Source organism: Klebsiella sp. ME-303, from assembly GCF_007910085.1.
Classification (GTDB): domain Bacteria; phylum Pseudomonadota; class Gammaproteobacteria; order Enterobacterales; family Enterobacteriaceae; genus Klebsiella; species Klebsiella michiganensis.
Genome location: NZ_VOJB01000057.1, coordinates 231906 through 258337, shown reverse-complemented (window position 1 = coordinate 258337; position 26432 = coordinate 231906). Strand labels below are relative to the sequence as shown.

The 26432-nt window shown below is 57.5% G+C and carries 22 protein-coding genes; 12 read left to right on the top strand and 10 right to left on the bottom strand.

The window, feature by feature from the left end:
- Positions 1-30: 30 nt before the first annotated feature.
- From FQK12_RS04585 to manX, 3 genes are read right to left on the bottom strand one after another with little or no spacing between them, the layout of a single operon-like run.
- The gene (locus FQK12_RS04585) at positions 31-882 is read right to left on the bottom strand and encodes a PTS mannose transporter subunit IID (protein ID WP_004103307.1); all 852 of its coding nucleotides are present in this window, start codon (positions 880-882) and stop codon (positions 31-33) included.
- Between the two features lie 12 nt (positions 883-894).
- Positions 895-1695, bottom strand: a complete 801-nt coding sequence (gene manY, locus FQK12_RS04580) for a PTS mannose transporter subunit IIC (RefSeq protein WP_004103305.1) — start codon at positions 1693-1695, stop codon at positions 895-897.
- A gap of 60 nt (positions 1696-1755) precedes the next feature.
- Positions 1756-2724: a PTS mannose transporter subunit IIAB gene (gene manX, locus FQK12_RS04575; protein WP_004103303.1), complete on the bottom strand. Its 969-nt coding sequence runs from the start codon at positions 2722-2724 to the stop codon at positions 1756-1758.
- Between the two features lie 446 nt (positions 2725-3170).
- On the opposite strand from manX, the gene yoaE reads away from it, so the two are divergent.
- Positions 3171-4730, top strand: coding sequence for a CNNM family cation transport protein YoaE (yoaE, locus tag FQK12_RS04570; RefSeq protein ID WP_004852040.1), 1560 nt, complete (start codon positions 3171-3173; stop codon positions 4728-4730).
- A 38-nt stretch (positions 4731-4768) separates the two neighbouring features.
- On the opposite strand, the gene FQK12_RS04565 is transcribed toward yoaE, so the two are convergent.
- From FQK12_RS04565 to pabB, 4 genes are all read right to left on the bottom strand, one after another.
- On the bottom strand, positions 4769-6334 hold the full coding sequence (locus tag FQK12_RS04565) for an EAL domain-containing protein (protein ID WP_014229815.1): 1566 nt from the start codon (positions 6332-6334) through the stop codon (positions 4769-4771).
- Positions 6335-6465: 131 nt separating this feature from the next.
- On the bottom strand, positions 6466-7830 hold the full coding sequence (gene sdaA / locus FQK12_RS04560) for an L-serine ammonia-lyase (protein ID WP_014229814.1): 1365 nt from the start codon (positions 7828-7830) through the stop codon (positions 6466-6468).
- A gap of 162 nt (positions 7831-7992) precedes the next feature.
- Positions 7993-8571 carry a CoA pyrophosphatase gene (locus tag FQK12_RS04555; RefSeq protein ID WP_004852034.1) on the bottom strand — a complete coding sequence of 193 codons (579 nt, stop codon included), beginning with the start codon at positions 8569-8571 and terminating at the stop codon, positions 7993-7995.
- A 3-nt stretch (positions 8572-8574) separates the two neighbouring features.
- On the bottom strand, positions 8575-9930 hold the full coding sequence (gene pabB, locus FQK12_RS04550) for an aminodeoxychorismate synthase component 1 (RefSeq protein WP_038423137.1): 1356 nt from the start codon (positions 9928-9930) through the stop codon (positions 8575-8577).
- Positions 9931-10020: 90 nt separating this feature from the next.
- On the opposite strand from pabB, the gene FQK12_RS04545 reads away from it, so the two are divergent.
- The gene (locus tag FQK12_RS04545; protein WP_004103292.1) at positions 10021-10200 is read left to right on the top strand and encodes a YoaH family protein; all 180 of its coding nucleotides are present in this window, start codon (positions 10021-10023) and stop codon (positions 10198-10200) included.
- A 14-nt stretch (positions 10201-10214) separates the two neighbouring features.
- Here FQK12_RS04545 and FQK12_RS04540 read toward each other — a convergent pair whose 3' ends face one another.
- Positions 10215-12227, bottom strand: a complete 2013-nt coding sequence (locus FQK12_RS04540) for a heparinase II/III family protein (RefSeq protein ID WP_014229812.1) — start codon at positions 12225-12227, stop codon at positions 10215-10217.
- Positions 12227-13465, bottom strand: coding sequence for an alginate lyase family protein (locus FQK12_RS04535; RefSeq protein WP_032721098.1), 1239 nt, complete (start codon positions 13463-13465; stop codon positions 12227-12229). Before FQK12_RS04535 ends, FQK12_RS04540 begins: the two co-directional genes overlap by 1 nt.
- 525 nt (positions 13466-13990) lie before the next feature.
- Between FQK12_RS04535 and FQK12_RS04530 the strand changes: the two genes are divergently transcribed.
- The 5 genes from FQK12_RS04530 to FQK12_RS04510 are packed head-to-tail and all read left to right on the top strand — an operon-like array spanning position 13991 to position 19334.
- Positions 13991-15280 (top strand): ABC transporter substrate-binding protein, encoded by a 1290-nt coding sequence (locus FQK12_RS04530; RefSeq protein WP_014229810.1) that lies wholly within the window; start codon positions 13991-13993, stop codon positions 15278-15280.
- 11 nt (positions 15281-15291) lie between these two features.
- Positions 15292-16233, top strand: a complete 942-nt coding sequence (locus tag FQK12_RS04525) for a carbohydrate ABC transporter permease (protein WP_004852022.1) — start codon at positions 15292-15294, stop codon at positions 16231-16233.
- Between the two features lie 9 nt (positions 16234-16242).
- On the top strand, positions 16243-17082 hold the full coding sequence (locus tag FQK12_RS04520; RefSeq protein ID WP_009651976.1) for a carbohydrate ABC transporter permease: 840 nt from the start codon (positions 16243-16245) through the stop codon (positions 17080-17082).
- Between the two features lie 10 nt (positions 17083-17092).
- A complete protein-coding gene (locus FQK12_RS04515; RefSeq protein WP_014229809.1) occupies positions 17093-18187 on the top strand; it encodes an ABC transporter ATP-binding protein in 1095 nt (364 codons plus the stop codon).
- Between the two features lie 7 nt (positions 18188-18194).
- Entirely contained in the window at positions 18195-19334 is a 1140-nt protein-coding gene (locus FQK12_RS04510) for an alginate lyase family protein (protein WP_014229808.1), read from the top strand.
- Between the two features lie 170 nt (positions 19335-19504).
- Here the strand turns inward: FQK12_RS04510 and FQK12_RS04505 are convergent, their stop codons facing one another.
- Positions 19505-19849: a RidA family protein gene (locus FQK12_RS04505; protein WP_004113724.1), complete on the bottom strand. Its 345-nt coding sequence runs from the start codon at positions 19847-19849 to the stop codon at positions 19505-19507.
- A 132-nt stretch (positions 19850-19981) separates the two neighbouring features.
- Between FQK12_RS04505 and FQK12_RS04500 the strand changes: the two genes are divergently transcribed.
- The 5 genes from FQK12_RS04500 to rnd all read left to right on the top strand — a co-directional run bounded on the left by FQK12_RS04500 (position 19982) and on the right by rnd (position 26374).
- Positions 19982-21892 carry an ATP-dependent DNA helicase gene (locus tag FQK12_RS04500; RefSeq protein ID WP_014229807.1) on the top strand — a complete coding sequence of 637 codons (1911 nt, stop codon included), beginning with the start codon at positions 19982-19984 and terminating at the stop codon, positions 21890-21892.
- Between the two features lie 67 nt (positions 21893-21959).
- Positions 21960-22655, top strand: a complete 696-nt coding sequence (tsaB, locus tag FQK12_RS04495; protein WP_004852009.1) for a tRNA (adenosine(37)-N6)-threonylcarbamoyltransferase complex dimerization subunit type 1 TsaB — start codon at positions 21960-21962, stop codon at positions 22653-22655.
- A 43-nt stretch (positions 22656-22698) separates the two neighbouring features.
- A complete protein-coding gene (locus FQK12_RS04490; RefSeq protein ID WP_004852007.1) occupies positions 22699-23283 on the top strand; it encodes a Slp family lipoprotein in 585 nt (194 codons plus the stop codon).
- A 208-nt stretch (positions 23284-23491) separates the two neighbouring features.
- Complete coding sequence (fadD, locus tag FQK12_RS04485) at positions 23492-25177, top strand: long-chain-fatty-acid--CoA ligase FadD (RefSeq protein WP_014229806.1); 1686 nt, start codon at positions 23492-23494, stop codon at positions 25175-25177.
- Between the two features lie 81 nt (positions 25178-25258).
- Positions 25259-26374, top strand: coding sequence for a ribonuclease D (gene rnd / locus FQK12_RS04480; protein ID WP_162097202.1), 1116 nt, complete (start codon positions 25259-25261; stop codon positions 26372-26374).
- The last annotated feature ends 58 nt before the right edge of the window (positions 26375-26432 follow it).

Genomic DNA, 26432 nt, shown 5'->3' with positions numbered 1-26432 from the left:
GGGGCAAGCCCCCGGCGCACAGCGTGTAGATTACTGGCCCAGCAGGCCGACAGCGTAGCCCGCGATACCGATGACGAAGAAGCCAACGATGATCCACAGGGCGTTAACTTTCTTGCGCAGCAGCCACATACAGGCGAAGGTCAGCAGCAGCGGCACCAGGCCCGGCATCAGCTGGTCAAGGATAGTCTGCACGGTGGTCACGCGCGTCTGGCCATCCTGACCGGTGATGGTGGAAACCACCAGCGGGATGTTCACGTGCGTCCACTTGTTAACCAATGCCCCCATGACAAACAGGCCGAGAATTGACGCCCCCTCGGTCAGTTTCTGCAGGAAGCCGCCGCCCATATCTTTAACGATATCGATACCTTTACGGTAACCGTACGCTACGCCGTAATAACGGGTCAGCAGACGCACCGCGTTAAACAGGATAAAGAACAGCAGAGGCCCGAGCAGACTGCCGCTCATGGCGATACCTGCGCCCAGCGCGGCGAACACCGGACGAACGGTACCCCAGAAGATAGGGTCGCCCACGCCGGCCAGCGGGCCCATCAGACCAACTTTGATACCGTTGATAGCACCATCGTCGATCTCTGCGCCGTTAGCACGCTGCTCTTCCATCGCCAGCGTTACGCCGAGAACCGGCGCCGCAACGTAGGGATGGGTGTTAAAGAACTCAAGGTGACGCTTAATCGCCTGTTTACGCGCATCGTTGTTCTCCGGATACAGGCGACGAATAGCCGGCACCATGGAGAAGCAGAAGCCCAGCGCCTGCATACGTTCGAAGTTCCATGAACCCTGGAACAGGTTAGAACGAATGAACACGCCACGAATATCACTCTGAGTCAGTTTTTTCTCGGTGGTATTTTTAGTCATATCAACCATTTCGCTCACCTGTTAGTCCAGTTCGTTGTCGAGATCGTTATTACCAGCAGCCTGCACAGGCGCACCCGCTACGCGGTTGTATTTCGGGCTCAGCTGGATGTAGAGCACCGCCATCACGGTACCAATTACACCCAGAGCAACCAGGTTGAAATCGGTGAACGCGGCGGTAACAAAGCCCAGGTAGAAGAACGGCATCAGGTAGCCTGCGCGCATCATATTGATGACCATCGCGTAACCGACGACCACGATCATGCCGCCCGCGATGTTCAGACCGCCGGTAACCACTTCTGGAATGGCGTTCAGCATACCCTGTACTTCGCTGGTGCCGACGGAAATCGCCACGATAACGGCAGGGATAGCGATACGCATGGCCTGCAGGAACAGCGATGAAACGTGCAGCCAGGATATGGCCGTCAGGTTTCCATTCTCCGCGGCCTTATCCGCCGCGTGCTGGAAGGCAACGGTGATGGTACGAACGATAATGGTCAGAACCTGGCCTGCCGCGGCCAGCGGGATTGCCAGCGCGATACCGGCACCGATGCTTTGATGGCCGGCGATAACCAGAACGGTAGAGATGATGGAAGCAAGGGCGGCATCCGGCGCAACGGCCGCACCGATGTTCATCCAGCCCAGGGCGATCATTTCCAGGGTACCACCGATAATAATACCGGTTTTCATATCCCCGAGAACGGCGCCAATCAGCGTACAGGCCACCAGAGGACGGTGGAACTGAAATTCATCAAGTACCGACTCCATACCCGCAATACACGCGACGATGAACACCAGCACAATCTGAAGAAAGGTAATCTCCATTGTACTTCTCCTGTTGATTAAGTCTTAAGTTGAAAATTGCGTTGCGATCCGCGGGGTGACTTATTTCACCTTGGCGATCAGATCCATCATTTTCAGTTTCTGGTCGGTGGAAACTTTGCGGGCCTCCAGTTCGATACCGCGGGCATTCAGCTTTTTGAACGCTTCGATATCTTTCTCATCGACCGAAATGGCGTTGTTCACCTGCGTTTTACCCTGGCGGAAAGCCATGCCGCCGATGTTGACGCTGGTGATTTTCACACCGCCTTCAACCACGCGTTCAACGTCCGTTGGGTTAGTGAACAGCAGCATAATGCGCTCGCCTGCGTATTTAGGGTTGTTATAGACGCGGATCATTTTCGCGACGTCTACAACGTGGGCGGTAACGCCCGGAGGAGCAACCTGAGTCAGCAGCGTTTTACGTACGGTATCCGCCGCAACTTCGTCGCTGACGACGATAATGCGGGAAACGTTGGTTTCTTTAGTCCAGCGAGTGGCGACCTGGCCGTGGATTAAACGGTCATCGATACGCGCAAGCCCGATAACCATGTAGTCGTTTGGACCCATTGGCTTCAATGGCGCAGCCGCTTTCGGGGCAGCCGCCTGAACCGGAGCAGGGGCGGCCTTTTCCACCGGCTTCGCTTTCAGCGCCTTAACGCCTTCGCGACCGGTTTCTACCGCCAGGGCAACCAGCTCATCGAACGACGGGTTGTCGTCACGCGCCATCAGCGTTTCGACCAGCATCGGAATATTAACGCCCGCGATGACTTCATAATGTTCTTTATCGACGACAATGCGGCTGGCCGCGTTAAACGGGCTGCCTCCCCATGTATCGACGAGAAATAACACGCCTTTTGCTGTATCCAGCTTTGCCAGCTGAGCGTTGTACTTTTCGATTAACGTTTCCGCGTTTTCGCCAGGGACGAAATCAATCCAGCCAACGTTTTCCTGTTCGCCCAGCAGCATTTCTGCCGTTTTTAACAGCTGTTCTGCAGCCCAACCATGTGTGCCTATTACAATAGCAATCGTCACTTGCTACCTCCTTTATAATCGTGAATGCATCATCTGTTCTGATACATCCTGAATCACTCTTGCGAACAAAATCGATTCAGTAAGGGTGTAAGATATAAAGTAATTACTACAGCGAATTATTTTAGACAGTGAAAAAATAATTAATGTGATGAAGCTCCGCTAATTATGCATCTGTTGGTAATTATTTTGCAGCGCAAAAAATACTCTTAGCTATTGCAAAGACAGGTAAATTTTTTCCAATTATGCTCTATATTTTGCTATGTTTACGTTCCGTTTAATTACTCAGGAGTATAGGGCATAGCCCGCTATATGGACCGTCACCGACGTCTTTTCACCTTCCGGCACGCGTTTGCCGCCGCCACCTGCTACGTCTTTTCACCAGCAACAAGTGTCTCGTCTGTGCATGACACAGCGATGACTACGCCTGCCGTTAACTGGAGCTGCTCATGGAATTCTTAATGGATCCCTCTATTTGGGCCGGTTTGCTGACGCTTGTCGTCCTTGAAATCGTACTGGGTATCGACAACCTGGTGTTTATCGCCATCCTTGCCGACAAGCTGCCGCCAAAGCAGCGGGACAAGGCGCGCCTGATCGGCCTCTCGCTGGCGCTGTTTATGCGCCTGGGTCTGCTGTCGGTTATTTCGTGGATGGTGACCCTGACGAAACCGCTTTTCAGCGTTGCCGATTTCTCGTTTTCAGGACGCGACCTGATCATGCTGCTCGGGGGGATATTCCTGCTGTTTAAGGCGACCACCGAACTGCATGAACGGCTGGAGAACCGCCAGCATGACTCCGGTCATGGTAAAGGCTATGCCAGCTTCTGGGTGGTGGTACTACAAATCGTGGTACTGGACGCCGTGTTCTCGCTGGACGCCGTGATTACCGCGGTCGGGATGGTTAACCACCTGCCGGTGATGATGGCGGCGGTGGTGATCGCGATGGCGGTGATGCTGCTGGCTTCGAAGCCGTTGACTAATTTTGTCAACCAGCATCCGACGGTGGTAGTGCTCTGTCTGAGCTTCCTGCTGATGATCGGCCTGAGCCTGGTGGCTGAAGGTTTTGGTTTCCATATACCGAAAGGTTACCTGTACGCCGCGATTGGCTTCTCGATAACCATCGAGTTCTTTAACCAGATTGCGCGCCGTAACTTTATTCGTCATCAATCGACCCTGCCTCTGCGCGCGCGCACTGCCGATGCGATCCTCCGTCTGATGGGCGGGCGTAAGCAAAGCGCCGCGGCGCATGATAGCGATAGCGCGTCCGTCGTGCCGATCCCCGAAGGCGCGTTTGCGGAAGAAGAGCGCTACATGATTAACGGCGTGCTGACCCTGGCCCAGCGTTCGTTGCGCAGCATTATGACCCCGCGCGGGGAAATTAGCTGGGTAAACGCCGAGCAAAGCGAAGAGGAAATTCGCCGTCAGCTGCTCTCTTCACCGCACAGCCTGTTCCCGGTCTGCCGCGGCGAGCTGGATGAAATCATCGGTATCGTGCGGGCGAAAGAGATGCTGGTGGCGCTGGAAGCGGGTGACAACGTTGCCGCTCTGGCTTCCGCCTCGCCGGCGATTGTGGTCCCGGAAACTTTGGACCCGATCAATCTGCTGGGCGTGCTGCGCCGCGCCCGCGGTAGCTTTGTCATCGTGACTAACGAGTTTGGCGTCGTACAGGGGCTGGTTACGCCGCTGGACGTACTGGAGGCGATTGCCGGCGAGTTCCCGGACGCTGACGAAACGCCGGAAATTGTCATCGACGGCGACGGCTGGCTGGTGAAAGGTTCAACCGACGTGCATGCGTTGCAGCAGGCGTTGGGGGTAGACGATCTGGTCGATGAGGACGAAGATATTGCCACGGTTGCCGGCTTGGTGATTGCCGTCAACGGCCATATTCCGCGTCCGGGCGACGTGCTTGAACTGTCACCTTTGCAGTTCACGATTGTTGAAGCCAACGACTATCGCGTCGATCTGGTACGGGTCGTCAAGCTGCGACAGTATAACGACGAAGAAGAGTAACGGTTGATGCCCGTCGGCCCTCGGGCCGCCGGGCATTTTTAAGCGTTCAGCTCCCGATGCTTTTCCGCCGCCAGCCACTGCGGAAAGTCCTCTACCGGCATCGGCCGGGCGTAGTAAAATCCCTGCAATAAATCGACGCCGTTGCCGCGCAGATACTCTTCCTGATCCCGGGTCTCTACCCCTTCCGCGACCGTCACAATCTTCAGCCGGTGGGCGAGAGCAATGATCATGTCGGTCACCGTTGCGTTGACGCTATCAATCCCAATTGCGCTGGTGAAGGATTTATCGATCTTCAATACGTCAGGACGCAGCTTTTCCAGCCAGGAAAGGGAGCTGTTGCCGGTGCCGAAATCGTCGATGGCCAGCTTTACTCCCTTAAAATGGAGATGTTCGGCCATATGGTGATCGCCATCCTGGAGTACGTCGCGTTCGGTGAGCTCAACCACCAGCTGCTGTACCGGATGGGCGCTAAACCAGTAGTGATGCAGATCGCGCAGCAGTTCGCCGTTGGCGAAATGGCGGGCGGCGACGTTGATGCTGATGTGAAAATGTGTGTCCTGCGGAAAAAGGGCTAATTTGTGGGCCGTTTGGGAGATGACATAGCGGGTGAGGGGAACGATCAGATTATAACCTTCGGCTATGGGGATAAACACCTCCGGCGAAATAGCGCCTCTGCGTGGATTATTCCACCGCAGCAGTATTTCCACGCCGCAGCACTGACGGGTGCGCAGGTCCTGCAGGGGCTGGCACCAAAGCGTGAACTCGTGGGCGGCAATACCGAGATTAATTTCCCGGGAAAAGCTCATTCTTCCCGCGGTCGCCAGCCAGGCGATGCCGGTCATTAACAGGCTGATTATCAGCGCCAGCGGCAGTTCGCCCGGTAGCTCATTGAGGGCGACCGCTGAGGCGCCCGGCCCGCTGACGTTAATGGTGAAGGGAAACTGCGTCGACGACTGGCGGTAGATGATTTGCTCGCCAGGCAAGGATTCCTGTTTAATCAGCCCGGAACCGCTAATAAAGCTTTTATCGCCAACGCTGAGGCCAATTCCGGTAATTAATGGCGATTTTGCGTTAAAAATTAACTCGCCCAGCAGCTCGATATTGATCACCAGCAGCACACCGTCGGCGCCGCTAAGCGAAGCGGGATACCACTGGATAAGTACCGGCGTCCCTTTAAGCAGCGATGCGTCGTAGCTGAAGGTAAGCAGGGCGTGGTTGGCGGGGAGCGCCGGCTGTAACTGGTGAACCGGAATATTTCGTTGGCCAAAAATACTCGAGCAATAGAGCAGGTCAGACTGGACCAGCGCGATGGAACGTACCGTTTGCAGCGATGCTGCCAGCTTACGTAACGTGAGGTGGACGTCCTGACAGGGCTGGTTCACAAGTTGCAGCAGCGTGGCGTGCTGGGCCGCCAGGGGCCGCAGAATATTATCCATTGCGGCCACCATTTTATTGGTGCTGAGCTGGACGCGCTGCTGATTTAAGCTACGCTGCGAAATAAATCGTATCACTAATGTTGTCGTCAGGGTCAGTAGCGCGACCAGCAAGCAAACCAGGATACGTTTCCTGCGGTAGGTTGTGATAACTTTTTGTGCAGTCTGCATGCGCGACGCCCTGTCGGCTAAAAGTGTTAATGAGAGTAACAGCCGTTATAGAGCAAGTGTAGTGGGCGCAGATAATAATATAGCGTGGAAAAAGAAGAATGCGCCCGGGGGCGCATTCTGTAGGACACGGATTAGTCGCACTGAACTTTAATCGCCAGGCCGCCGCGCGAGGTTTCCCGGTATTTGGCGTTCATGTCTTTACCGGTCTCGTACATGGTCTCAATGACTTTATCGAGCGAGACGCGCGGCTCGCTGGTGCGGCGCATGGCCATCCGGCTGGCGTTGATCGCTTTGACGGAGGCAATGGCGTTACGTTCGATGCACGGCACCTGTACCTGGCCGGCCACCGGGTCGCAGGTGAGGCCGAGGTTGTGCTCCATGCCGATTTCCGCCGCCACGCAGACCTGCTCGGGGCTGGCGCCAAGGATTTCCGCCAGGCCCGCAGCGGCCATCGAGCAGGCCACGCCCACTTCGCCCTGACAGCCCACCTCCGCGCCGGAAATGGACGCGTTCATTTTATACAGCGTGCCGATAGCCCCTGACGCCAGGAAGTAACGAATATAGATATCCGGGCTGACGGACTCGATAAAGTGGTCGTAGTAAGCCAGCACCGCCGGTACGATGCCGCAGGCGCCGTTCGTCGGTGCCGTCACCACGCGGCCACCGGCGGCGTTTTCTTCGTTGACCGCCAGCGCGAACATGTTGACCCAGTCCACCACGTTCATCGGATCGTGGGAGAGTTTATCGCTGGCAACCAGCATCCGCCGCAGCGCCGAGGCGCGACGAGGCACGCGCAGCGGGCCGGGCAGAACGCCTTCGGTATTCATTCCGCGATCGATACAGGCGCGCATGGTCTGCCAGATATTGGCAAAATAGTCTTCAATCTCTTTTTTGCTGTGCAGCGCCAGCTCATTCTGCATCACCATGCCGGAGAGCGACATGCCGGTCTCTTTACAGTAGCCCAGCATTTCCTGAGCGGATTTAAACGGATAGGGTACGGCGAGTTCGCTGGCGCTCTCTTTGCCGAAATGCTCTTCATCGACGATAAAACCGCCGCCGATGGAGTAATAGGTTTTGCTGTAGATTTCTTTCTCGCCAGCCCAGGCATGAATGGTCATGCCGTTTTCATGCAGCGGCAGGTTGTCGCTGCGAAAACGCATACCGTCATTCTGCGGGAAGTCGACCTCATGCTGCCCCTGGGCCAGCAGCAGGCGACCGCGCGTTTCAACGTCGCGGATAAATGCCGGTATCGCGTCAATATCGACCGTATCGGGCTGATTGCCCGCCAGTCCCATAATAATGGCGATATCCGTATGGTGGCCTTTGCCGGTTAATGACAGTGAGCCGTAGACGTCAACCGCCACGCGCGTCACTTCATTAAGCAATCCCTTTTCGACCAGGTCATCGACGAACTGTTTACCGGCCTTCATCGGCCCTACAGTATGGGAAGATGAGGGGCCGATCCCCACCTTGAACATGTCGAATATACTAATCACGCTAACACTCCTGACAGGGTTGTCGCGGGTGCGACAACGATGTAATCACTGCGCATAGTGTAAGAGGGAACCGGGTCATCAGCTTATCTATTCACATGAATTAAACTAATGGATAACCGCGGATTTACTAATGCTGAGAACGCCGTCTCAGTTTGAGTATAGCTAAGGACGGGCGCCTATCTGTAGCGCCAGCTCGCGAATAATGCCGGCGGTCATTCCCCAGACAAAATAATGCTGGTACCAGGAGAGCCAGACGCGATGCGAATTGCCGCGGCGATGGATATCCAGCGGATGGTAGCGCCCCAGGCGCAGCGCTTCGGCCAGCGGCATTTCGAAGACCGCGGCCACTTCATCCTGGCTGGCGTGATAGTGCAAATTGGGTGGGATAATCCCTACCACCGGAGTAACCTGAAAGCCGGTCACGCTATCGACCGGCGGCAGAACGCCAATCACCTCAACCGACTCCGGCGGGATCGCCACCTCTTCCTGCGCTTCACGCAGCGCGGCGGCGATTAGCGTTGCATCGCTGTTATCTACCGCGCCGCCGGGGAAGGCCACCTGACCCGCATGCTTGCGCATCAGCGGCGAACGCTGGGTCAGCAGCAGCCCCGGCTGCGGGCGGCGAACTATCGGTACCAGCACCGCGGCCTGGCGCTGGTTGAGCGCGTGGCGCGTGGGCTGCGGACGCAGAAGCTGAAAACGCGAGAGGAAATCGTCAAGTTCGAGGGCGCTGTCCGCCATGTTCTAGCTCTCCAGTTGATGCAGGATACGATTAACTTTATCAAAAGTTTCCTGATATTCCGCTGCCTCTTCGCTATCGGCCACAATTCCGCCGCCGGCGGAGCAGTAGAGGTGTCCCTGCCAGGCCGTCAGCGTACGGATAGTGATACTGCTATCCATGTTGCCGCAGAAGCTGAGATAGCCGATGCTGCCGCACCACGCGTTGCGCCGCTGCGGTTCCAGTTCATCGATGATCTCCATCGCTCTGACCTTCGGCGCGCCGGTGATTGAGCCGCCGGGAAAGGCCGCGCGCAGCAGGTCGGCGGCGTGCAGATGAGCGGGCAGCCTGGCGGTGACGGTGCTCACCAGATGATGCACGGCGGGGAAGGGCTCCACCACAAACAGCTCAGGAACGCGAACGCTACCGGGTTCCGCAACCCGGCCAATATCGTTACGCATTAAATCGACGATCATCAGATTTTCGGCGCGGTCTTTTGGCGAGTTCGCCAGCTTTTGCGCCTGCAGCGCGTCCTGCTCAGGGTCGGCCAGCCTGGGTAATGTCCCCTTGATGGGCCGGGTCTGAATGTCGCCTTGCCGGAGCTGAATAAAACGCTCGGGCGACAGGCTTAATACGGCCCCTTCATCCAGGCGAATAAAGGCGCTGAACGGCGCGCGATTGGCGCGGTTAAGCTGACGGAAGGCCTGCCACTCATCCCCGCGATAGCTCGCCGTAAACCGCTGCGCCAGGTTGACCTGATAGCAGTCGCCGCTGTGCAGATAAGCCTGAATCTGGCGGAACTTCTCGCCATACTCCTCGCGGCTCATATTAGCGCGCCACGCTGAGGTCAGGGTAAAGGTTGCAGCGACAGGCGCAGTCTGTGCTTCCAGCCACGCCAGGCGCGCCTGCGGATCGTCATAGCTGAATAACGATACCTCCCGGCGCTGATGATCGACGATTAACGCCCAGTCATAAATACCTACCGCCATATCCGGCAGTTCGATATCCGCGTCGGCCCGCGCCGGCAGATGTTCAAAACGACGACCCAAATCGTAGCCGAACAGTCCCAGCGCGCCGCCGAGAAACGGCAGATGCGGATGAGGCTGCGGCTGCAGGTTACAGTGCGCCAGCTGCTGATGCACCAGCGTAAGCGGATCGGCGGCGGAGGTTGAGACGGTTTCCCCTTCGCGTAGGGTGGTTAGTTGACCGTGAGTCACCAGCGTGGCGCGCGGCTGGGCGACAATGATGTCAAAACGGTTATGCGCATGTTCGGCAAAACCGGAATGCAGCAGCATCGCCCAGGGCTGGGAACTTAACGGGCTAAAATAGTATTCAGCGGCATCCGGGCGCCAGGGCAGGGAAATCATTGCGGGGGACAACATCGTCTTCTTCAATCCTGATCGTTACCGTCCGCTGGTATACGCGCGGACGGCGTGAAATAATTACGCCCCACAATGTAGCAGGAGTCAGTCATGTTTGCAGGTTTACCTTCGCTGAGCCACGAGCAGCAGCAAAAAGCAGTGGAACGAATTCAGGAGCTGATGTCGCAGGGCATGAGCAGCGGCCAGGCGATTGCTTTAGTGGCGGATGAACTGCGCGCCTCGCATACCGGGGATCGGATTGTGGCGCGCTTTGAGGATGAAGACGAGTAAATCCCCCGTTGCGATCAGATGCCGCTTTCCGGGAGCGGAAGGATCGCATCAGGTCGTTTCCCGGGATCGTCGTACAGCGTCACGTGCGTGACGCGATCGCCGCGCCAGAAGGTAATGTGCGTACCGGCTGGCGTATGGTGCACATTCACCTCCGTCAGCGGCGCGCGGTTAGCGAAATCCCACAGGCAGACGAAACGCGCCTGCGGCAGGTGATTGCGCATCACCAGATAGCTGAGATCGCGAATCGCCGGGTTATCGGGCGCCAGCCCTTGCCAGAGTTCACCATCGCCGGAAAGCCAGAGCGCAACGGTGTCTTTGTCGCGCGCAAAGTGGCGCGGCTGGCAGCCGTTCAGCGGGGTCATGGTGGCATTGGCCATATGCCGCAGCGGTCCGCTGAGCGAAAAAGGCTGCGGCGTACCGCTCTGGTCCAGCGCCCGCGCCGCCAGGTGCAGTGTCCAGTCAAGCTGCTGGCGATGCGGATTTTCCACCGTAGAGAGATCGATCAGTACCTCTTCAAGCCACAGCAGGCGACGGCGAAAGCGCACGCCTCGCCAGGCCGCCGCGTCCCACTCTACGCGGCTATGGCTGTTGAGCTCCGGCGGCGGCTTCCCCCAGTCAACCTCGCTATCCAGCCACAGAGAGTCGCTATCCATATGCCAGCCTAGCACCTGCGGATTGGCCGGAGGCTGGTTGGTCTGATTGACCGAAAGCGTATTGTGGGTGGCGCTGTTTTTGTAATAGTCATAGTGCATTTTCGCACCGTAGCCGGTGGTGCCCATATCCGTGAGCAGCCAGCCGTCGCGATGCCAGAGCATCAGCCCCAGCCTGTCGTAATGGTCGTGCTCGCCGCCCCAGGGGCTGTGCTTAATCAGCAGCGCCTGCTGCGGTCGCCGCCATAACGTCAGGCCGGCGCCGGGCGCAAACAGCGACTGCTGCGGGATCAGCGGCAGGGGCGTTTCCGGCAGGGGGTGTTCGCGCCACAGTAAGGTTTCACGCTCGTCGGGCGTCGTTTCGGTAAACTGCAGCACCGCGGCGTACTGCGGGTCACGCCAGATAAACCAGGCGAACTCGTAAAGATCCCGATGGTTGAGCTTCTCCTGCCCGGCGAGGCAGTCATTAAGCCGCGGGAAGGTGCCGTCCGGCAGCAGCAGCGACAGCGGGAACGTCAGCATCGCCTGATACCACGGGCCGTCCAGCAGGCTCCAGCGGGTGCCGCGCGCCAGCTTCTCAAACGCCAGAAAGCCCTGCAGCGCGTAGTAGTGATAGTGAACGGAGCCTTCAAACCATAGCCCCTCCGCCAGCAGGCCATTTTCCAGCTGCCAGCGCAGGCCGTACGGTTGGTTCACGGCAAACTCCAGCAGCGTCTCATCTTCGAGGATGAAACCCAGTACGCCAAGCGCCGCGCTGATTTTAACCTCATGGTTATGGATCTGCGGACTACGATGGTTGCGCAAAAACGCTGCCGCGCAGCGCAGCAGGTTTTCACTGATGTGCCGCTGCTCGCCGGGCGCCAGGCTGTCGCGAATGAAGTCATAACCCAGCGCCATTTCCAGAATGCAGTTGGCTTCGCACAGCGTCTGGGCGTTCATCTTGCCCGGTCCGTTGTTGGGAATATCGCCGTGGATCTCATAGCCGGGATAGACATCCGCGTAGCCCATCAGCAGCGTGCGAACTTTATCGCGATACGCCGTTTCGCCGGTCAGCCGCCATAACAGGCCAAGCTGCTGACAGGCGCTGGCGTTACGGCCATTCATCTCGCGCCACCATGCGCCATCCCACGGTTCACCGCTAAATATTTCCCCATCGACCGGGCAGGCATGCTGGTGGGGCGTATCCGCCCGCCACGCCAGGCGCACGCCGTGGCGCGGACAAAAGTAGTAGAGATTCCAGCTGGCGATCCCTGACTGCGGAATGCGAACCGCTGCATCTAATACCGGCTGAGCATCCTTCACCAGCCGTTCAAGCAGTCCGCTATTCGCGGCTGCACGTCCGACAATGTCGGGCCAGAGCCCGGAGAATTGTTTCATTAGCGGTTATCCCTGACCTCTGACGATGCGGAAAGCGGGGCGATGAGCGTAGTGATATCGTCGGGGTATTTCGCCCGCAGCCACTGCGCTTTGTCACGGAACAGCGGATCTTCCGGCCAGGCGTGCGCGGCGGTGGCGATATTGCGCAGCGCTTTCTTGTCATCCATTTTATCCAGGTCCTTCCAGGGCCACGGCGTATCGCTGTTAATAAACCCGGCGATGTATTGATAGCCTTTGCGCAGGCTATGGTCGTCGAGGGTGAAGTTCCAGATATCGACGCCCGCCTTCTCGCCGAGCCTTCCCAGGCGGTTGTAGGCTTCAAGGTTAAAATTGCTGTAGTGCCACGGGCGCGTGCGCTCCAGTTCGGCCATCTGGCGGCCTTCAATATCAAATTGTCCCGCAATACGCCGCAGCTGGGTGATGTACAGGCGCTTTTTCGCCTCGTCGGTTTTCCCGCTGAACAGGGCGAAGGCGGCGGCCTGCATATCGAAATAGCTGCCGTGATTGTTATGCCAGTTCTCTTCTTCAAAGCCGTTCTGGCTGGTGGTCATCCAGTGATAATAGTCACCAAACCACTGCTTCAATGCGCTAACGTCGTTTTCGCTCAGCGCATCGGAGGATTGCAGCAGGGCGATGGCGTCAACGACGTCAACCAGCGCGCGGCTATCAATAATGCCGATACCGCGTCCGGTATTGATGCCGGGAATGGCCTGGGCATGCTGCAGGTTGGGGGTCATGCGCGTTTTGGGATCGAGGAACCAGGTCTTTAACTGCGCCGCCGCCTTTTGCGCGTAGCGTTCGTCGTGAGAGAAGTACCACGCCAGCGCCAGCGTTGACACGTCGTTACTCATCTTCACCAGCCGGTTCTTATCGGTGGCGTCGCTATTGGCGTCAGGGTTGGTTTGCCCATCTTTGCGAATATAAGGAAGCCCGTCTTTGGTATCGGGATTCGGCCACCAGTAAGGCGGAAAGCTGTAGTAGTCGTGCTTATTGCCGCTGGCGGCGACCAGCGTTTTATCCATCACCGAGAACAGCGGATGATTGAGCGCCAGATCGGCTTTTTTTAGCAGCGCCGCTTGCGCCTGAACAAATAGCGGATCTTTCGCGGCGATCTGCTGCCGGCTAAAGGCTAAATCCTTTCCGTCTAGCGTATATGGCTCGGCGGCATACGAGGCGGCGCTCAGGCCGGAACAAAACAGCGCAATGCCTAACAAACCTCGGCGAGGTATTGAGTTCATCGTGATAACCCTTCTGCAAATATGAGAAAAGATAACAACAGAATTATACCTGACGCGTATTTAAAGAACGCGTGAAACAGGCGGTGTAATTAAAAACAATATATTTAAATATTCGATGGCGAGCAGTGTAAAAGACAAAGTGATTTTTTTTGTGATGTCCTTCAAGTTTAACGTTTTGGATAAATAATGACGCTTTTAATGCAGCGTACATCACGTTTTTTGCCGTTTTTCTCTGTTTTTTGAATCTATTAACAAAATTAGTAAAATTATAATCAATTGATTTATATGGTTATTTATTTTTTGTCACTTTTTTTGTCACTTCCATGTGTGATCTGTCTCAATTTTCTTGTTTTTGAAACGCAATTTCTTTTTTATACGGTTGTATTAGGAAATACATTTCTATCTAATGAATGGAAATAATTCTTGCGCCAGCTGTATTAACGCCTGAGCGATATTCAAATTCTTTTTCGTGTATTAATTGAGAATTTAATTACCTTTGTGCCCTACAATAAAGGATATGCCATCATGTCTGCCTGTAAATTACGTTCACTGTTACTTCTCACCGCACTCGGGCTCGGCGTTAGTCAAAGTTACGCCGCCACCACTCTCAACGTCTGGATCCGCGCCAGCAATGACTCGAAGAATATCTACAAACAGGAGGCGGAAAAATTTGAAGAAAAAACCGGTATCAAAATCGCGTATTTCAACGCCACCACCGACTTTGAACAGCGGCTGGCGCGCGCCACGGCGGGCAACGCCTTACCCGATTTGATTTTTAACGATGCGGCGTCGCTGGGGCAGTTCATCCAGCTGGGTATTGCCGAAGAAATTGACCCGCAGACGATCGCGGGCGGCGACCAGCTATTCCAGACGGCATGGAAGAGTACCCGCTATATCGACGGTAAGTACTACGGCGTGCCGACCTCGGCGCAAACTTTCGCGCTCTTCGTGCGTAAAGACTGGCGTGAAAAACTGGGGCTACCGCAGCCTAAGAGCTGGGATGATATCCAGACGCTGGCGAAAGCCTTCACCACTCAGGATCCCGATGGTAACGGCAAAAATGATACCTACGGCTTTATCGTTCCCGCTTCCACGACGCGCGGCTACGCCAGCTGGTTTATGAGCAGCTTTATCTGGCAGGCGGGTGGTGATTTCGTTAAAGAAGAGAACGGAAAATTCAGCGCTTCGCTCAATACGCCGGAAGTGGCTCAGGCGATGACCTTTATGCGCACCATGATGTGCGACAAAGTCACCCAGCCGGGCGCGATTAACGCCACCACCGCCGACGTTATTCCCTCCTTCCGCTCCGGGCAAAGCGGCATGTTCTTCAGCGGGCCGTACCATATCGCGCTGTTCGATAAAGACCCCGGTAAAGACAACTTCGAAGTGATCCCGGTGGCGGGGCCGAAAGGCGAAGCCACCCTCGCCGAGGGCACCACGGTCTTTATGATGAAGAGCAGCATACAGAAAGAGGCGGCGCGAAAATTTATCGAATTTATGATCTCTGCGGAAGGCCAGGAGATCGGCATGGGTAAAGGCAGTCAGCATATTCCGGTAGTGCGTCTGCCGGTGAATAAGAACGTCGACGTCAAAGCCGTGTATCAGGACGCGCGCTGGGAAACTTTCGCCAGACTTTACAATGAACAGGGACGCTACGTGCCGCAAATTCCCAACTGGACGCCGGTGCGTCAGGTGGCCGCCGACGGTTTTAACCGGATTTTTGCCGACTGCGGCAGCGATATTCCCGGCGAGCTGAAGACGCTCGACGGCAAGGTGAACGCTGAGCTGAAAAAACAAAATGTGCTGGCTAACTGAGGACATAGGTTATGACGCTGCATGAGACGAAGTCCTCGCCGATAAAGCAGGCCGCTTCGCCTGACTCGACCGGATGGCTGAGCGCAAAGCGTAAGCGGGCGCTGATCCCGTGGCTGTTTTTAGCGCCTGCGCTGATTATCTTTAGCTGGTTTAAGTTTATCCCGATGATTCAGGGTCTGGTGATGAGCTTTTACAAGGTTAACTTTAATCAGCCCAACGAGTGGGTGGGGCTCGATAACTTCACCCGCGCTTTTGCCGACGCAGAGCTGCACGCGGCGGTGGTGAATACCCTGCTTTACGTGGTGGTAACGATGTTCGCCGCGGCTATCCTGGCGTTTTTCCTCGCCATGCTGCTGGAAGGCCCGGCGCGCCATCTGCGCTTTATTCGAACCGCCATCTTTTTACCGGCGGTTACCAGCGCGGCGATCGTCGCCGAAATGTGGCGCATTTTGTTTAACCCGACGCCCAACGGCGTGGTTAACCACATCCTCAGCTGGTTTGGCGTCGCCGACCAGGGCTTTCTTGCCAGCTCCGATCAGGCGCTGGGCGTCATCATGCTGCTGCATATCTGGAAAGCGGTGCCCTACAACATGGTGATCTTTATTGCCGGCCTGGCGGGAATCAGCCGCGATTTATACGATGCGGCGAACGTCGACGGCGCCAGCTGGTGGAACCGCCTGCGCTACGTCACGCTGCCCGGCATGATCCCGGCGCTCTCGGTGGTACTGATGCTCTCCTTCATTCGCGGTTTCCGCGTGTTTGCCGAGGTGTACGCCACCACCGGCGGGGGACCTTCTAACGCCACGGAAATGGTCATGACCCACATCTACAAGCTGGGCTTTGAGCAGTTTGACTATGGCTACGCTTCGGCGGTGTCGTTCCTGCTGTTTACCTTCACCGTAATCTTAACCATCTGTCATTTGACGCTGAAAAAACGTATCGCCCGTTACTAAGGAGCCGCGATGTTAAGCAAACGTTGGGATACAGCAGGGCGCTGGTGCATCTACGCGCTGCTGCTGATTGTCTTTGTCGGGCCGTTCTGGGGCATCGTCGCCACGGCATTCAGCGGCGCGCCTGTGAAGCCGGGCGAGCTGCTGGCCTGGCCGCATCAGTTCTCGTTGGAAAACTTCATCTTCGCGTGGATGGATATCGGCGTCTGGCAGTATCTGCTGAACTCCATTCTGGTGGTGTTCTTCGGCACCGTTCTGCAGGTGTCGGTCAGCGCGCTGGCGGCGTACGCCCTGGCGCGGAAGAAGTTTCGCGGCGTAGCGCTGGTGAGCCTGGTGATTTTGTCCACCATGATGCTGCCGGAAGAGGTCATCGCCATTCCGCTGTACATGATTATCAACTGGCGGCTGCCGCTGATCGACGCCTCGCTCTACAACAGCTATCTCGGAATGATTTTACCGGTCGTCGGCTGGGCGTTCTCCATCTTTGTCCTGACCGAATTTATGTCAGCGATACCGAAAGAGCTGGAGGAGGCGGCGCGGATTGACGGCGCCAACGAATGGCAGATTTTCTTCCACGTCATTCTGCCGCTGGTAAAACCGGCGCTCGGCACGGTGGTGACCTTCGGCTTTATTATGATTTGGGACCAGTACCTGCTGCCGCTGATTGTGGTCAACCAGGACAGCCTGAATACCATTCCGGTGATCCTCGGTACGCTGCGTACCGATGAGAGCATCACGCCGAACATTTTTATCGCCATTACGCTGCTGGCGATGCTGCCCAGCATCATCGTCTATCTGGGTCTGCAAAAACATTTCAATCGCGGGATTATGTCCGGCGCGGTCAAAGGATAAGGGGTTAACGATGGGATCGGTTGTATTAAATAGCGTGCGCAAATCATACGGGGATGCCCACGTCATTAAAGATGTGTCGCTGACGATTCCGGACGGCGAGTTCTGCGTCCTCGTTGGCCCCAGCGGCTGCGGCAAATCCACGCTGCTGCGCATGATTGCCGGGCTGGAGGAGATCTCCGGCGGCGAAGTGCATATCAACGAGCGTAACGTTACCGAGGTGGAGCCGAAGCTGCGCGACATTGCGATGGTGTTCCAGAGCTATGCGCTCTACCCGCAGATGACCGTGCGTGAAAATATGGGCTTTGCCCTGAAGATGGCTAAGCTGCCGAAAGCGGAAATCAGCCAGAAGGTGAATGAAGCGGCGGCGCTACTGGGGCTGGAGCCGCTGCTGGAGCGCCTGCCCAAAGATCTCTCCGGCGGCCAGCGCCAGCGCGTGGCGATGGGGCGGGCGATCGTGCGTAAGCCGCAGGTGTTCTTGTTCGATGAACCGCTCTCCAACCTTGACGCCAAGCTGCGAACCCAGGTACGCGGCGAGATCCGCGAACTGCATCGTCGGCTGAAAACCACCTCGGTGTACGTCACCCACGATCAGATTGAAGCCATGACCATGGGGCAGATGATTGTGGTGCTGCGCGACGGGCGAATAGAGCAGGCGGGGACCCCGCTGGAACTGTACGACCGGCCGGCGAATCTGTTTGTCGCCGGGTTTATCGGCTCGCCGGAGATTAACCAGCTGCCGGGCGTCGTGGTCTTGAACGGTAGCGCCACCAGCCTGCGTCTGAAAGATGGCTCCCTGTTGGCTTTGCCCGCCGGTTTACGGGTCACCGACGGCCAGCAGGTGGTGTACGCCATTCGCCCCGAACAGGTCAACGTGGTTCATGAAGCGCGGGACGATGCGCTGGCGGCGAAGGTGACGGCGGTGGAGAACACCGGCTCGGATATGCAGCTCTTCTGCGATACCGGCGGCGGGGCGTTTACATCGGTGTTCAAACAGCGTCTGGCCGTAAAAGAGGGCGATAAGATCTGGCTGCAGCCGAAGCTCGCCGGCGTGCACCTGTTCGATGCGCAAAGCGGCCAGCGCATAGCCTGCCGGGAGGGAAATTAAGGTGGCGATGAAGCTGTACACCCTTGACGAAACCTGCCTGGAAAACGCCCGGGCGGGCCTGAAGCAGCCCTTCTCGCCGCTGCAGCTGGCGCTAAGCAAGCTGGTATCGGAGGCGGATATCCTGCGTCGGGAAGCGCCGGAAAGCGTGGTACATAAAAAGCTGCGCCCGGCGAGCGGCGACGCGCACGATTACTACAGCCTGGGGACCTACTGGTGGCCAAACCCGCGGCGGCCCAACGGGCTGCCCTATATTCGCCGCGACGGGCATATTAATCCGCAGTGTGAGAACAACGACACGGATACCTCGCGCATTATCCGCATGTGCGAACGGTGCCTGACCCTCGGGCTGGCGTGGTACTTCACCGGTCAGCGCCAGTACGCGCAGGCGGCGGCTGCGCAGATCCGCTGCTGGTTCCTTGATGCGGAAACGCGGATGAACCCGCATCTGAACTATGGCCAGGCGATCCCGGGGATTGTTTCCGGTCGCGGTACCGGGCTTATTGATACCCGCTTAATGTGGATGGTGGTGGACACCATCGGTTTGATTAACGCGGCGAGCGTGCTTGATACCGACGATATCATCGGCCTGCACCAGTGGTTCCGCGACTTTAACCACTGGATGTACTACAGCGACATCGGCCACTCTGAGTACGTCTGGCACAACAACCACGGCACCTGGTACGACGCTCAGCGGACGGTTAACGCGCTATTTTATGGCGATAAAGGGCTGGCGGCGCGGATCATCGAGCAGGGGATCACCCAGCGGATGGCGGCGCAGATTGACCAGGACGGCAGGCAGACGATGGAGCTGGAACGTACCATTCCGTTCCACTACTCGCTGTTTAATCTGGAGGCGCATCTGCTGCTCAACCGCTACGCCGAACACGTTGAGTTCGATCGCTGGAACGCCATCCGCGATGGGCGAGGCGTGAAGCAGGGGATTGATTACCTGGTGCCGTTTATCCGGGAACCGGATCTCTGGCCCTACAGCGACCTGCAGGGAATCGTGTGGGATAGCGCGCTGCGCGTGCTGCTGCAGTCAGTGCGGGGCTATGCAAAACAATCTGCCAGCTATCGTGAAGCGCTGAAATGTGTGCCGCAGGAGACGCTGCAGCTGAAGGAACAGCTGATGTGGTGTCCGGGCTGATAGAACAATGCTTCTTGCCTCCCGACGGCGCTGTGCCCGATCTGCCTGGCTGCTATGTAGCCGGATAAGGCGTTTACGCCGCTATCCGGGGAATGCGCCGGATAACGGCTTTGGCGCGGCTTTTTCCCGGGCGGCGCTGCGCGTGCCCGGGCTACGGGGCCACGGCTGTCTTACACGGCGGCGATGATTTTAATCTCGACTTTGTACTTCGGATTCATCAGCTTCGCCTGCACCGTACAGCGCACCGGGGCATGACCGGCGACGACCCACGCATCCCAGGCCTGGTTCATCGCCGCAAAGTCTGCGCCGTCGGCAAGAAAAATCGTCGCATCAAGAATACGCGACTTGCTGCTGCCCTGTTTCTCCAGCACGGCGTCAATCTGCGCCAGGGTATCGGCGGTTTGCGCGCAGGCATCGGCATCAAGGTTGGACGGCACGCCGGTGTAGTACAGCGTCTGGTTGTGAATCACCACATCAGACCAGCGGGCTTCGGCATCAATACGCGTAATGGTCATGTTTATTTCCTCTTTGTTCCGGTTCATTAAGCTGCGGCAAGACTGCCATAATGTTTCACCTGCGTCACTACCCGCACTGGCGAAAACGACTCCACCCTGACATAATCACTGTCCAAATAACCAGGGGGTAATGTGATCGACGATTTTGCAGCAGACGGCCAGCTGGCCAGCGCGATTGCGGGATTTAAACCACGCGAGCCGCAGCGTCAGATGGCTTTCGCCGTCGCCAGCGCGATTGAAGAAACCCGTCCGCTGGTGGTTGAGGCGGGGACCGGGACCGGGAAAACCTACGCCTACCTGGCGCCTGCGCTCCGCGCCAATAAGAAAGTCATTATCTCCACCGGCTCGAAAGCGCTACAGGATCAGCTCTACAGTCGGGATTTACCCACTGTCGCTAAAGCGCTGAAGTACACCGGTAAGCTGGCCCTGCTGAAAGGGCGTTCGAACTACCTGTGCCTGGAGCGGCTGGAACAGCAGGCGCTCGCCGGCGGCGACCTGCCGGTGCAAACCCTCAGCGATGTCATTCTGCTGCGTTCGTGGTCTAACCAGACCGTCGATGGCGATATCAGCACCTGCGTTAGCGTGGCCGAAGATTCCCAGGCCTGGCCGCTGGTCACCAGTACCAACGATAACTGCCTCGGCAGCGACTGCCCGTTATATAAAGACTGTTTTGTGGTGAAGGCGCGGAAAAAGGCGATGGATGCTGACGTGGTCGTCGTCAACCACCATCTGTTCCTCGCCGATATGGTGGTCAAAGAGAGCGGCTTTGCCGAACTGATTCCCGAAGCGGAAGTGATGATCTTCGACGAAGCGCATCAGCTACCGGATATCGCCAGCCAGTACTTCGGCCAGTCGCTCTCCAGCCGCCAGCTGCTGGACCTGGCGAAAGATATCACCATTGCTTATCGCACCGAACTCAAAGACACCCAGCAGCTGCAGAAGTGCGCCGACCGACTGGCCCAGAGCGCGCAGGATTTTCGCCTGCAGCTGGGGGAACCCGGCTATCGCGGCAACCTGCGCGAGCTGCTGGCGGATAACAACATTCAGCGCGCGCTGCTGCTGCTTGATGATGCGCTCGAACTCTGTTACGACGTGGCAAAGCTGTCGCTGGGGCGCTCGGCGCTGCTCGACGCCGCCTTTGAGCGGGCCACCGTCTACCGCGGCCGCCTGAAGCGGCTCAAAGAGACCAACCAGCCCGGCTTTAGCTACTGGTATGAGTGCACTTCGCGTAATTTTACTCTGGCGCTGACTCCGCTGACGGTGGCGGATAAGTTTAAAGAGGTGATGGCGCAAAAATCGGGGAGCTGGATTTTTACCTCGGCGACGCTCTCGGTCAATGACGATTTGCACCACTTTACCGATCGCCTGGGGATTGGCGAAGCGCAAACGCTGCTGCTGCCCAGCCCCTTTGATTATGCCCATCAGGCGCTGCTGTGCGTACCGCGCAATTTACCTTTGCCGAACCAGCCCGGCGCGGCGCGCCATCTGGCGGCGATGCTCAAACCGCTGATTGAGGCCAACGACGGGCGCTGCTTTATGCTCTGCACCTCGCACGCCATGATGCGCGATCTGGCGGAACAGTTCCGCGCCACCATGACGCTGCCGGTGCTCCTGCAGGGAGAAACCAGCAAAGGTCAGCTTTTACAGCAGTTCGTCAGCGCCGGAAATGCGCTGCTGGTGGCGACCAGCAGCTTCTGGGAAGGGGTGGACGTGCGCGGCGATGCGCTTTCGCTGGTGATTATCGACAAGCTGCCGTTCACCTCGCCGGACGATCCGCTACTCAAAGCGCGGATGGAAGATTGTCGCCTGCGCGGCGGCGATCCTTTTGACGAGGTCCAGCTACCGGACGCGGTGATTACCCTTAAACAGGGGGTGGGGCGCCTGATTCGCGACATCGACGATCGCGGGGTACTGGTTATCTGCGACAACCGTCTGGTGATGCGTCCCTACGGCGCGGTCTTCCTCGCTAGCCTTCCGCCTGCGCCGCGCACGCGCGATATCCGCCGGGCGGTGCGTTTTCTTGCGGTGCCGCCGGCGAGGTAATCCGGCGCAAAGTGTGGTAAGCTGCGCGCCATTTTGTCAATCTGCTAGAGCGAGAGCGCGACAACCCATGCGAATTTTAGCTATCGATACCGCCACGGAGGCCTGCTCCGCGGCGCTGTGGAATGATGGCACCCTCAGTGCTCATTTTGAAATCTGCCCCCGTGAACATACCCAACGTATCCTGCCCCTGGTGCAGGATGTCCTCAATGAAAGCGGAACGCTATTGACCGAGCTTGATGCGCTGGCCTTTGGCCGCGGGCCGGGGAGCTTCACCGGCGTGCGTATCGGCATCGGTATCGCGCAGGGGCTGGCGCTGGGGGCCGGGCTGCCGATGATCGGCGTATCTACGCTGGCGACCATGGCGCAGGGCGCGTGGCGGAAAAACGGCGCCACCCGCGTGCTGGCGGCCATCGACGCCAGAATGGGCGAAGTCTACTGGGCGGAATATCAGCGCGATGAGCAGGGCGTCTGGCACGGCGAAGAGAGCGAGGCGGTGCTGAAGCCGGAAGCGGTTCGCGAGCGGCTTCAGCGGCTGGAAGGCGAGTGGGCCACCGTGGGCACCGGCTGGCAGGCGTGGCCGGATATGGCTCGCGACTGCGGTTTAACGCTCGTCGATGGCGACATTCAGCTGCCTGAAGCGCAGGATATGCTGCCGCTGGCCTGCCACCTGTTTACGGCGGGAAAAACCGTGGCCGTCGAACACGCTGAGCCAGTTTATTTACGTAATGAAGTGGCGTGGAAGAAACTTCCTGGCCGCGAGTGAATCTCAGTAACTATATGTCTGAGAAGAAGGAAGGAGTCGCGTCATGGCGGGTCAAAAAAGGGTAGTGCGTTGGTTAGTCGCGGCAGCAGTCGTTGCTGCGCTGAGCGGGTGCGCTTCGGTGCCGGATGCCATTAAGGGCACCACCCCGACGCCGCAGCAGGATTTAGTCCGCGTGATGAACGCGCCGCAGCTGTATGTCGGTCAGGAAGCGCGTTTTGGCGGTAAGGTCGTCAGCGTGCAGAATCAGCAGGGTAAAACTCGCCTGGAAATTGCCACCGTTCAGCTTGACGACGCCGCGCGTCCGGAGCTGGGCGAAGCGTCGCGCGGGCGTATTTTTGCCGACGTGAACGGCTTTATCGACCCGGTGGATTTTCGCGGACAGCTGGTTACCGTGGTTGGCCCGATCGTCGGCGTCGTCGACGGTAAAGTGGGCAATACGCCGTATAAATTCATGCTGATGAACGCCACCGGCTACAAACGCTGGAACGTAGTCCAGCAGGTGGTCATGCCGCCGCAGCCGATGATGGACCCGTGGATGTTCGGCCCGCGTCCGTGGGGCTACGGGTACGGCGGCTGGGGCTGGTATAACCCCGGTCCTGCCGAAGTCAGAAACGTTGTAACCGAATGATTTTGTAGTCTTTGTAAGCAAAAAGAAACAGCGGCTGGTCCGCTGTTTCTTCGTTTTCAGTCAAATAAGAAAAATAAATAGTGACGCGCTTCGCAACCTGTACAACGGCTAATTAATAAACTGGTACGCTGAGTTAATATAATGTTAACAAAATGTTTGTTGATCAGGGGCTGTGATGACGACGAATAACTATTTCAGAGGTGATGCAGTGAAAAAGGTTTGGCTAAACCGTTATCCCGCGGACGTTCCTGCGGAGATAAACCCTGACCGCTATCAATCCCTGGTTGAACTGTTTGAACACGCCGTCCGCCGCTATGCCGATCAGCCGGCCTTTATCAATATGGGCGAGGTGATGACCTACCGTAAGCTGGAGGAGCGCAGTCGGGCGTTCGCCGCTTATCTACAGGAAGGGTTAGGCCTGCAAAAAGGCGACCGCGTCGCCCTGATGATGCCTAACCTGCTGCAGTATCCGGTGGCGCTGTTTGGTATCCTGCGTGCCGGCATGATCGTGGTGAACGTTAATCCGCTCTACACCCCGCGCGAACTGGAGCACCAGCTCAACGACAGCGGCGCCGCCGCCATTGTGATCGTTTCCAACTTCGCCCATACCCTTGAAAAGGTGGTTGATAAAACCCAGGTCAAGCACGTGATCTTAACCCGCATGGGCGATCAGCTTTCCACGGCGAAAGGGACGCTGGTTAACTTTGTGGTGAAGTACATCAAACGGCTGGTGCCAAAATATCATCTGCCGGACGCCATCTCGTTTCGCAGCGCGCTGCAGCACGGCTACCGTATGCAGTACATTAAGCCGGAAATCGTCTCTCAGGATCTCGCTTTTCTCCAGTACACCGGCGGGACCACCGGCGTGGCGAAGGGGGCGATGCTGACTCATCGTAATATGCTGGCGAACCTTGAGCAGGTCAACGGCACCTACGGGCCGCTGCTGCACCGCGGTAAAGAGCTGGTTGTTACCGCGCTACCGCTGTACCACATTTTTGCCCTGACCATGAACTGTCTGCTGTTTATAGAGCTGGGCGGGCAGAACCTGCTGATCACCAATCCGCGCGATATTCCAGGCCTGGTCAAAGAGCTGGCGAAATATCCCTTCACCGCGATGACCGGGGTCAACACCCTGTTTAACGCGCTGCTCAATAACAAAGAGTTTCAGCAGCTCGATTTCTCTTCACTGCATCTCTCCGCCGGCGGCGGAATGCCGGTACAGCAGGTGGTGGCGGAGCGCTGGGTTAAGCTGACCGGGCAGTATCTGCTGGAAGGCTATGGCCTGACGGAGTGCGCGCCGCTGGTAAGCGTCAATCCGCACGATATCGATTATCACAGCGGCAGTATCGGCCTGCCGGTGCCCTCCACCGAAGCGAAGCTGGTGGATGATGACGATAATGAAGTCGCGCCGGGAGAACCGGGGGAGCTGTGCGTGAAAGGGCCGCAGGTGATGCTGGGCTACTGGCAGCGTCCGGACGCGACCGCTGAAATTATCAAGGACGGCTGGCTGCATACCGGCGATATCGCGGTGATGGATGAAGAGGGCTTCCTGCGTATCGTCGATCGCAAAAAAGATATGATTCTTGTCTCGGGCTTCAATGTCTATCCGAATGAAATCGAAGATGTGGTGATGCAGCACGCCGGGGTTCAGGAAGTGGCCGCGGTCGGCGTGCCGTCCGGCAGCAGCGGTGAAGCGGTGAAGATTTTCGTGGTCAAGAAAGATCCGGCGCTGACGGAAGAGATGCTGATCGCTTTCTGCCGTCGCCAGCTAACCGGCTACAAGGTGCCGAAGCTGGTGGAGTTTCGCGATGAGCTGCCGAAATCCAACGTCGGGAAAATTTTACGTCGAGAACTGCGTGACGAAGCCCGTGCTAAAGTAGACAATAAAGCCTGAGCTAAGAGTGAATCGCCAGACGCCGGCTAAGCCGGCGTTTTTTATGGGCGCAAGTTAAGAGAGTATGATTTGAACTATCAGATGATCACCACCAACGATGGCCTTCGCGCCGTCTGCGACGCGGCAAGCGCGGTTTCCGCCATCGCGCTGGATACGGAATTTGTCCGTACTCGTACCTACTACCCGCAGCTCGGTCTGCTCCAGCTGTTCGACGGCAGCCAGGTTTCGCTGATTGACCCGCTGGTCATCACCGACTGGGAACCGATGCGTGAACTGCTGCTGAATAAAGATGTGACCAAATTTCTGCACGCCGGCAGTGAAGATCTGGAAGTATTCCTCAATGCTTTTCATTTGATGCCGCAGCCGCTGATCGACACGCAAATTCTCGCCGCTTTTTGCGGCCGCCCGATGTCGTGGGGCTTTGCGTCGATGGTGGAAGAGTTTACCGGCGTGGCGCTGGACAAGAGCGAGTCCCGCACCGACTGGCTGGCGCGCCCGCTGACCGAACGCCAGTGCATTTATGCTGCCGCCGACGTCTGGTACCTGCTGCCGATTGCCGGAAAGCTGATGGCTGAGACCGACAGCGCAGGCTGGCTCTCCGCCGCCCTGGATGAATGTCAGCTGATGCAGCAGCGGCGTCAGGAGATTCAGGATCCCGCCGAGGCGTGGCGCGATATCGGTAATGCCTGGCAGCTGCGTACTCGTCAGCTGGGCAGCCTGCAGCTGCTGGCGGAGTGGCGTCTGCGCAAAGCGCGCGAGCGCGATCTGGCCGTCAACTTTGTGATCCGGGAAGAGCATTTGTGGAACGTGGCGCGCTATATGCCCACCAGCCTCGGGGAGCTTGACAGCCTCGGACTCTCGGGCAGCGAAATTCGTTTCCACGGCAAGACGCTGATCGGCCTTGTCGAGAAAGCGCAGGCGCTGCCGGAAGAGGCGCTGCCAGAGCCGCTGCAGAACCTGATCGACATGCCGGGCTACCGCAAGCTGTTTAAGGATATTAAAGCGCTTGTGCAGACCGTGAGCGCCGAGAAGGGCGTCAGCGCGGAGCTGCTGGCCTCAAGAAGACAGATTAACCAGCTGCTGAACTGGCACTGGGGGCTTAAAAACGGCAACGGGCAGCCTGAACTGGTTTCCGGCTGGCGCGGAGAATTGATGGCCGATCGCCTGAATGCGCTATTGAGCGACTACCCGCGCTAGCGCCGAACGGCATAGTGAAAAACCGGCTTCGCACAGCGTTGCCGGTTTTTTTATACCT

Excerpts from the sequence above, each read along its gene's own strand:
- FQK12_RS04555 (WP_004852034.1), bottom strand. The coding sequence starts at position 8,571 with ATGGCGGACAGCGCCCTCGAACTTGACGATTTCCTCTCGCGTTTTCAG.
- tsaB (WP_004852009.1), top strand. The coding sequence starts at position 21,960 with ATGCGAATTTTAGCTATCGATACCGCCACGGAGGCCTGCTCCGCGGCG.
- FQK12_RS04535 (WP_032721098.1), bottom strand. The coding sequence starts at position 13,465 with ATGAACTCAATACCTCGCCGAGGTTTGTTAGGCATTGCGCTGTTTTGT.
- FQK12_RS04505 (WP_004113724.1), bottom strand. The coding sequence starts at position 19,849 with ATGACCATTACGCGTATTGATGCCGAAGCCCGCTGGTCTGATGTGGTG.
- FQK12_RS04515 (WP_014229809.1), top strand. The coding sequence starts at position 17,093 with ATGGGATCGGTTGTATTAAATAGCGTGCGCAAATCATACGGGGATGCC.
- pabB (WP_038423137.1), bottom strand. The coding sequence starts at position 9,930 with ATGTTGTCCCCCGCAATGATTTCCCTGCCCTGGCGCCCGGATGCCGCT.
- FQK12_RS04510 (WP_014229808.1), top strand. The coding sequence starts at position 18,195 with ATGAAGCTGTACACCCTTGACGAAACCTGCCTGGAAAACGCCCGGGCG.
- rnd (WP_162097202.1), top strand. The coding sequence starts at position 25,259 with ATGATCACCACCAACGATGGCCTTCGCGCCGTCTGCGACGCGGCAAGC.
- FQK12_RS04540 (WP_014229812.1), bottom strand. The coding sequence starts at position 12,227 with ATGAAACAATTCTCCGGGCTCTGGCCCGACATTGTCGGACGTGCAGCC.
- FQK12_RS04585 (WP_004103307.1), bottom strand. The coding sequence starts at position 882 with ATGGTTGATATGACTAAAAATACCACCGAGAAAAAACTGACTCAGAGT.
- FQK12_RS04525 (WP_004852022.1), top strand. The coding sequence starts at position 15,292 with ATGACGCTGCATGAGACGAAGTCCTCGCCGATAAAGCAGGCCGCTTCG.
- FQK12_RS04490 (WP_004852007.1), top strand. The coding sequence starts at position 22,699 with ATGGCGGGTCAAAAAAGGGTAGTGCGTTGGTTAGTCGCGGCAGCAGTC.
- FQK12_RS04530 (WP_014229810.1), top strand. The coding sequence starts at position 13,991 with ATGTCTGCCTGTAAATTACGTTCACTGTTACTTCTCACCGCACTCGGG.
- yoaE (WP_004852040.1), top strand. The coding sequence starts at position 3,171 with ATGGAATTCTTAATGGATCCCTCTATTTGGGCCGGTTTGCTGACGCTT.
- FQK12_RS04520 (WP_009651976.1), top strand. The coding sequence starts at position 16,243 with ATGTTAAGCAAACGTTGGGATACAGCAGGGCGCTGGTGCATCTACGCG.
- FQK12_RS04545 (WP_004103292.1), top strand. The coding sequence starts at position 10,021 with ATGTTTGCAGGTTTACCTTCGCTGAGCCACGAGCAGCAGCAAAAAGCA.
- FQK12_RS04565 (WP_014229815.1), bottom strand. The coding sequence starts at position 6,334 with ATGCAGACTGCACAAAAAGTTATCACAACCTACCGCAGGAAACGTATC.
- manY (WP_004103305.1), bottom strand. The coding sequence starts at position 1,695 with ATGGAGATTACCTTTCTTCAGATTGTGCTGGTGTTCATCGTCGCGTGT.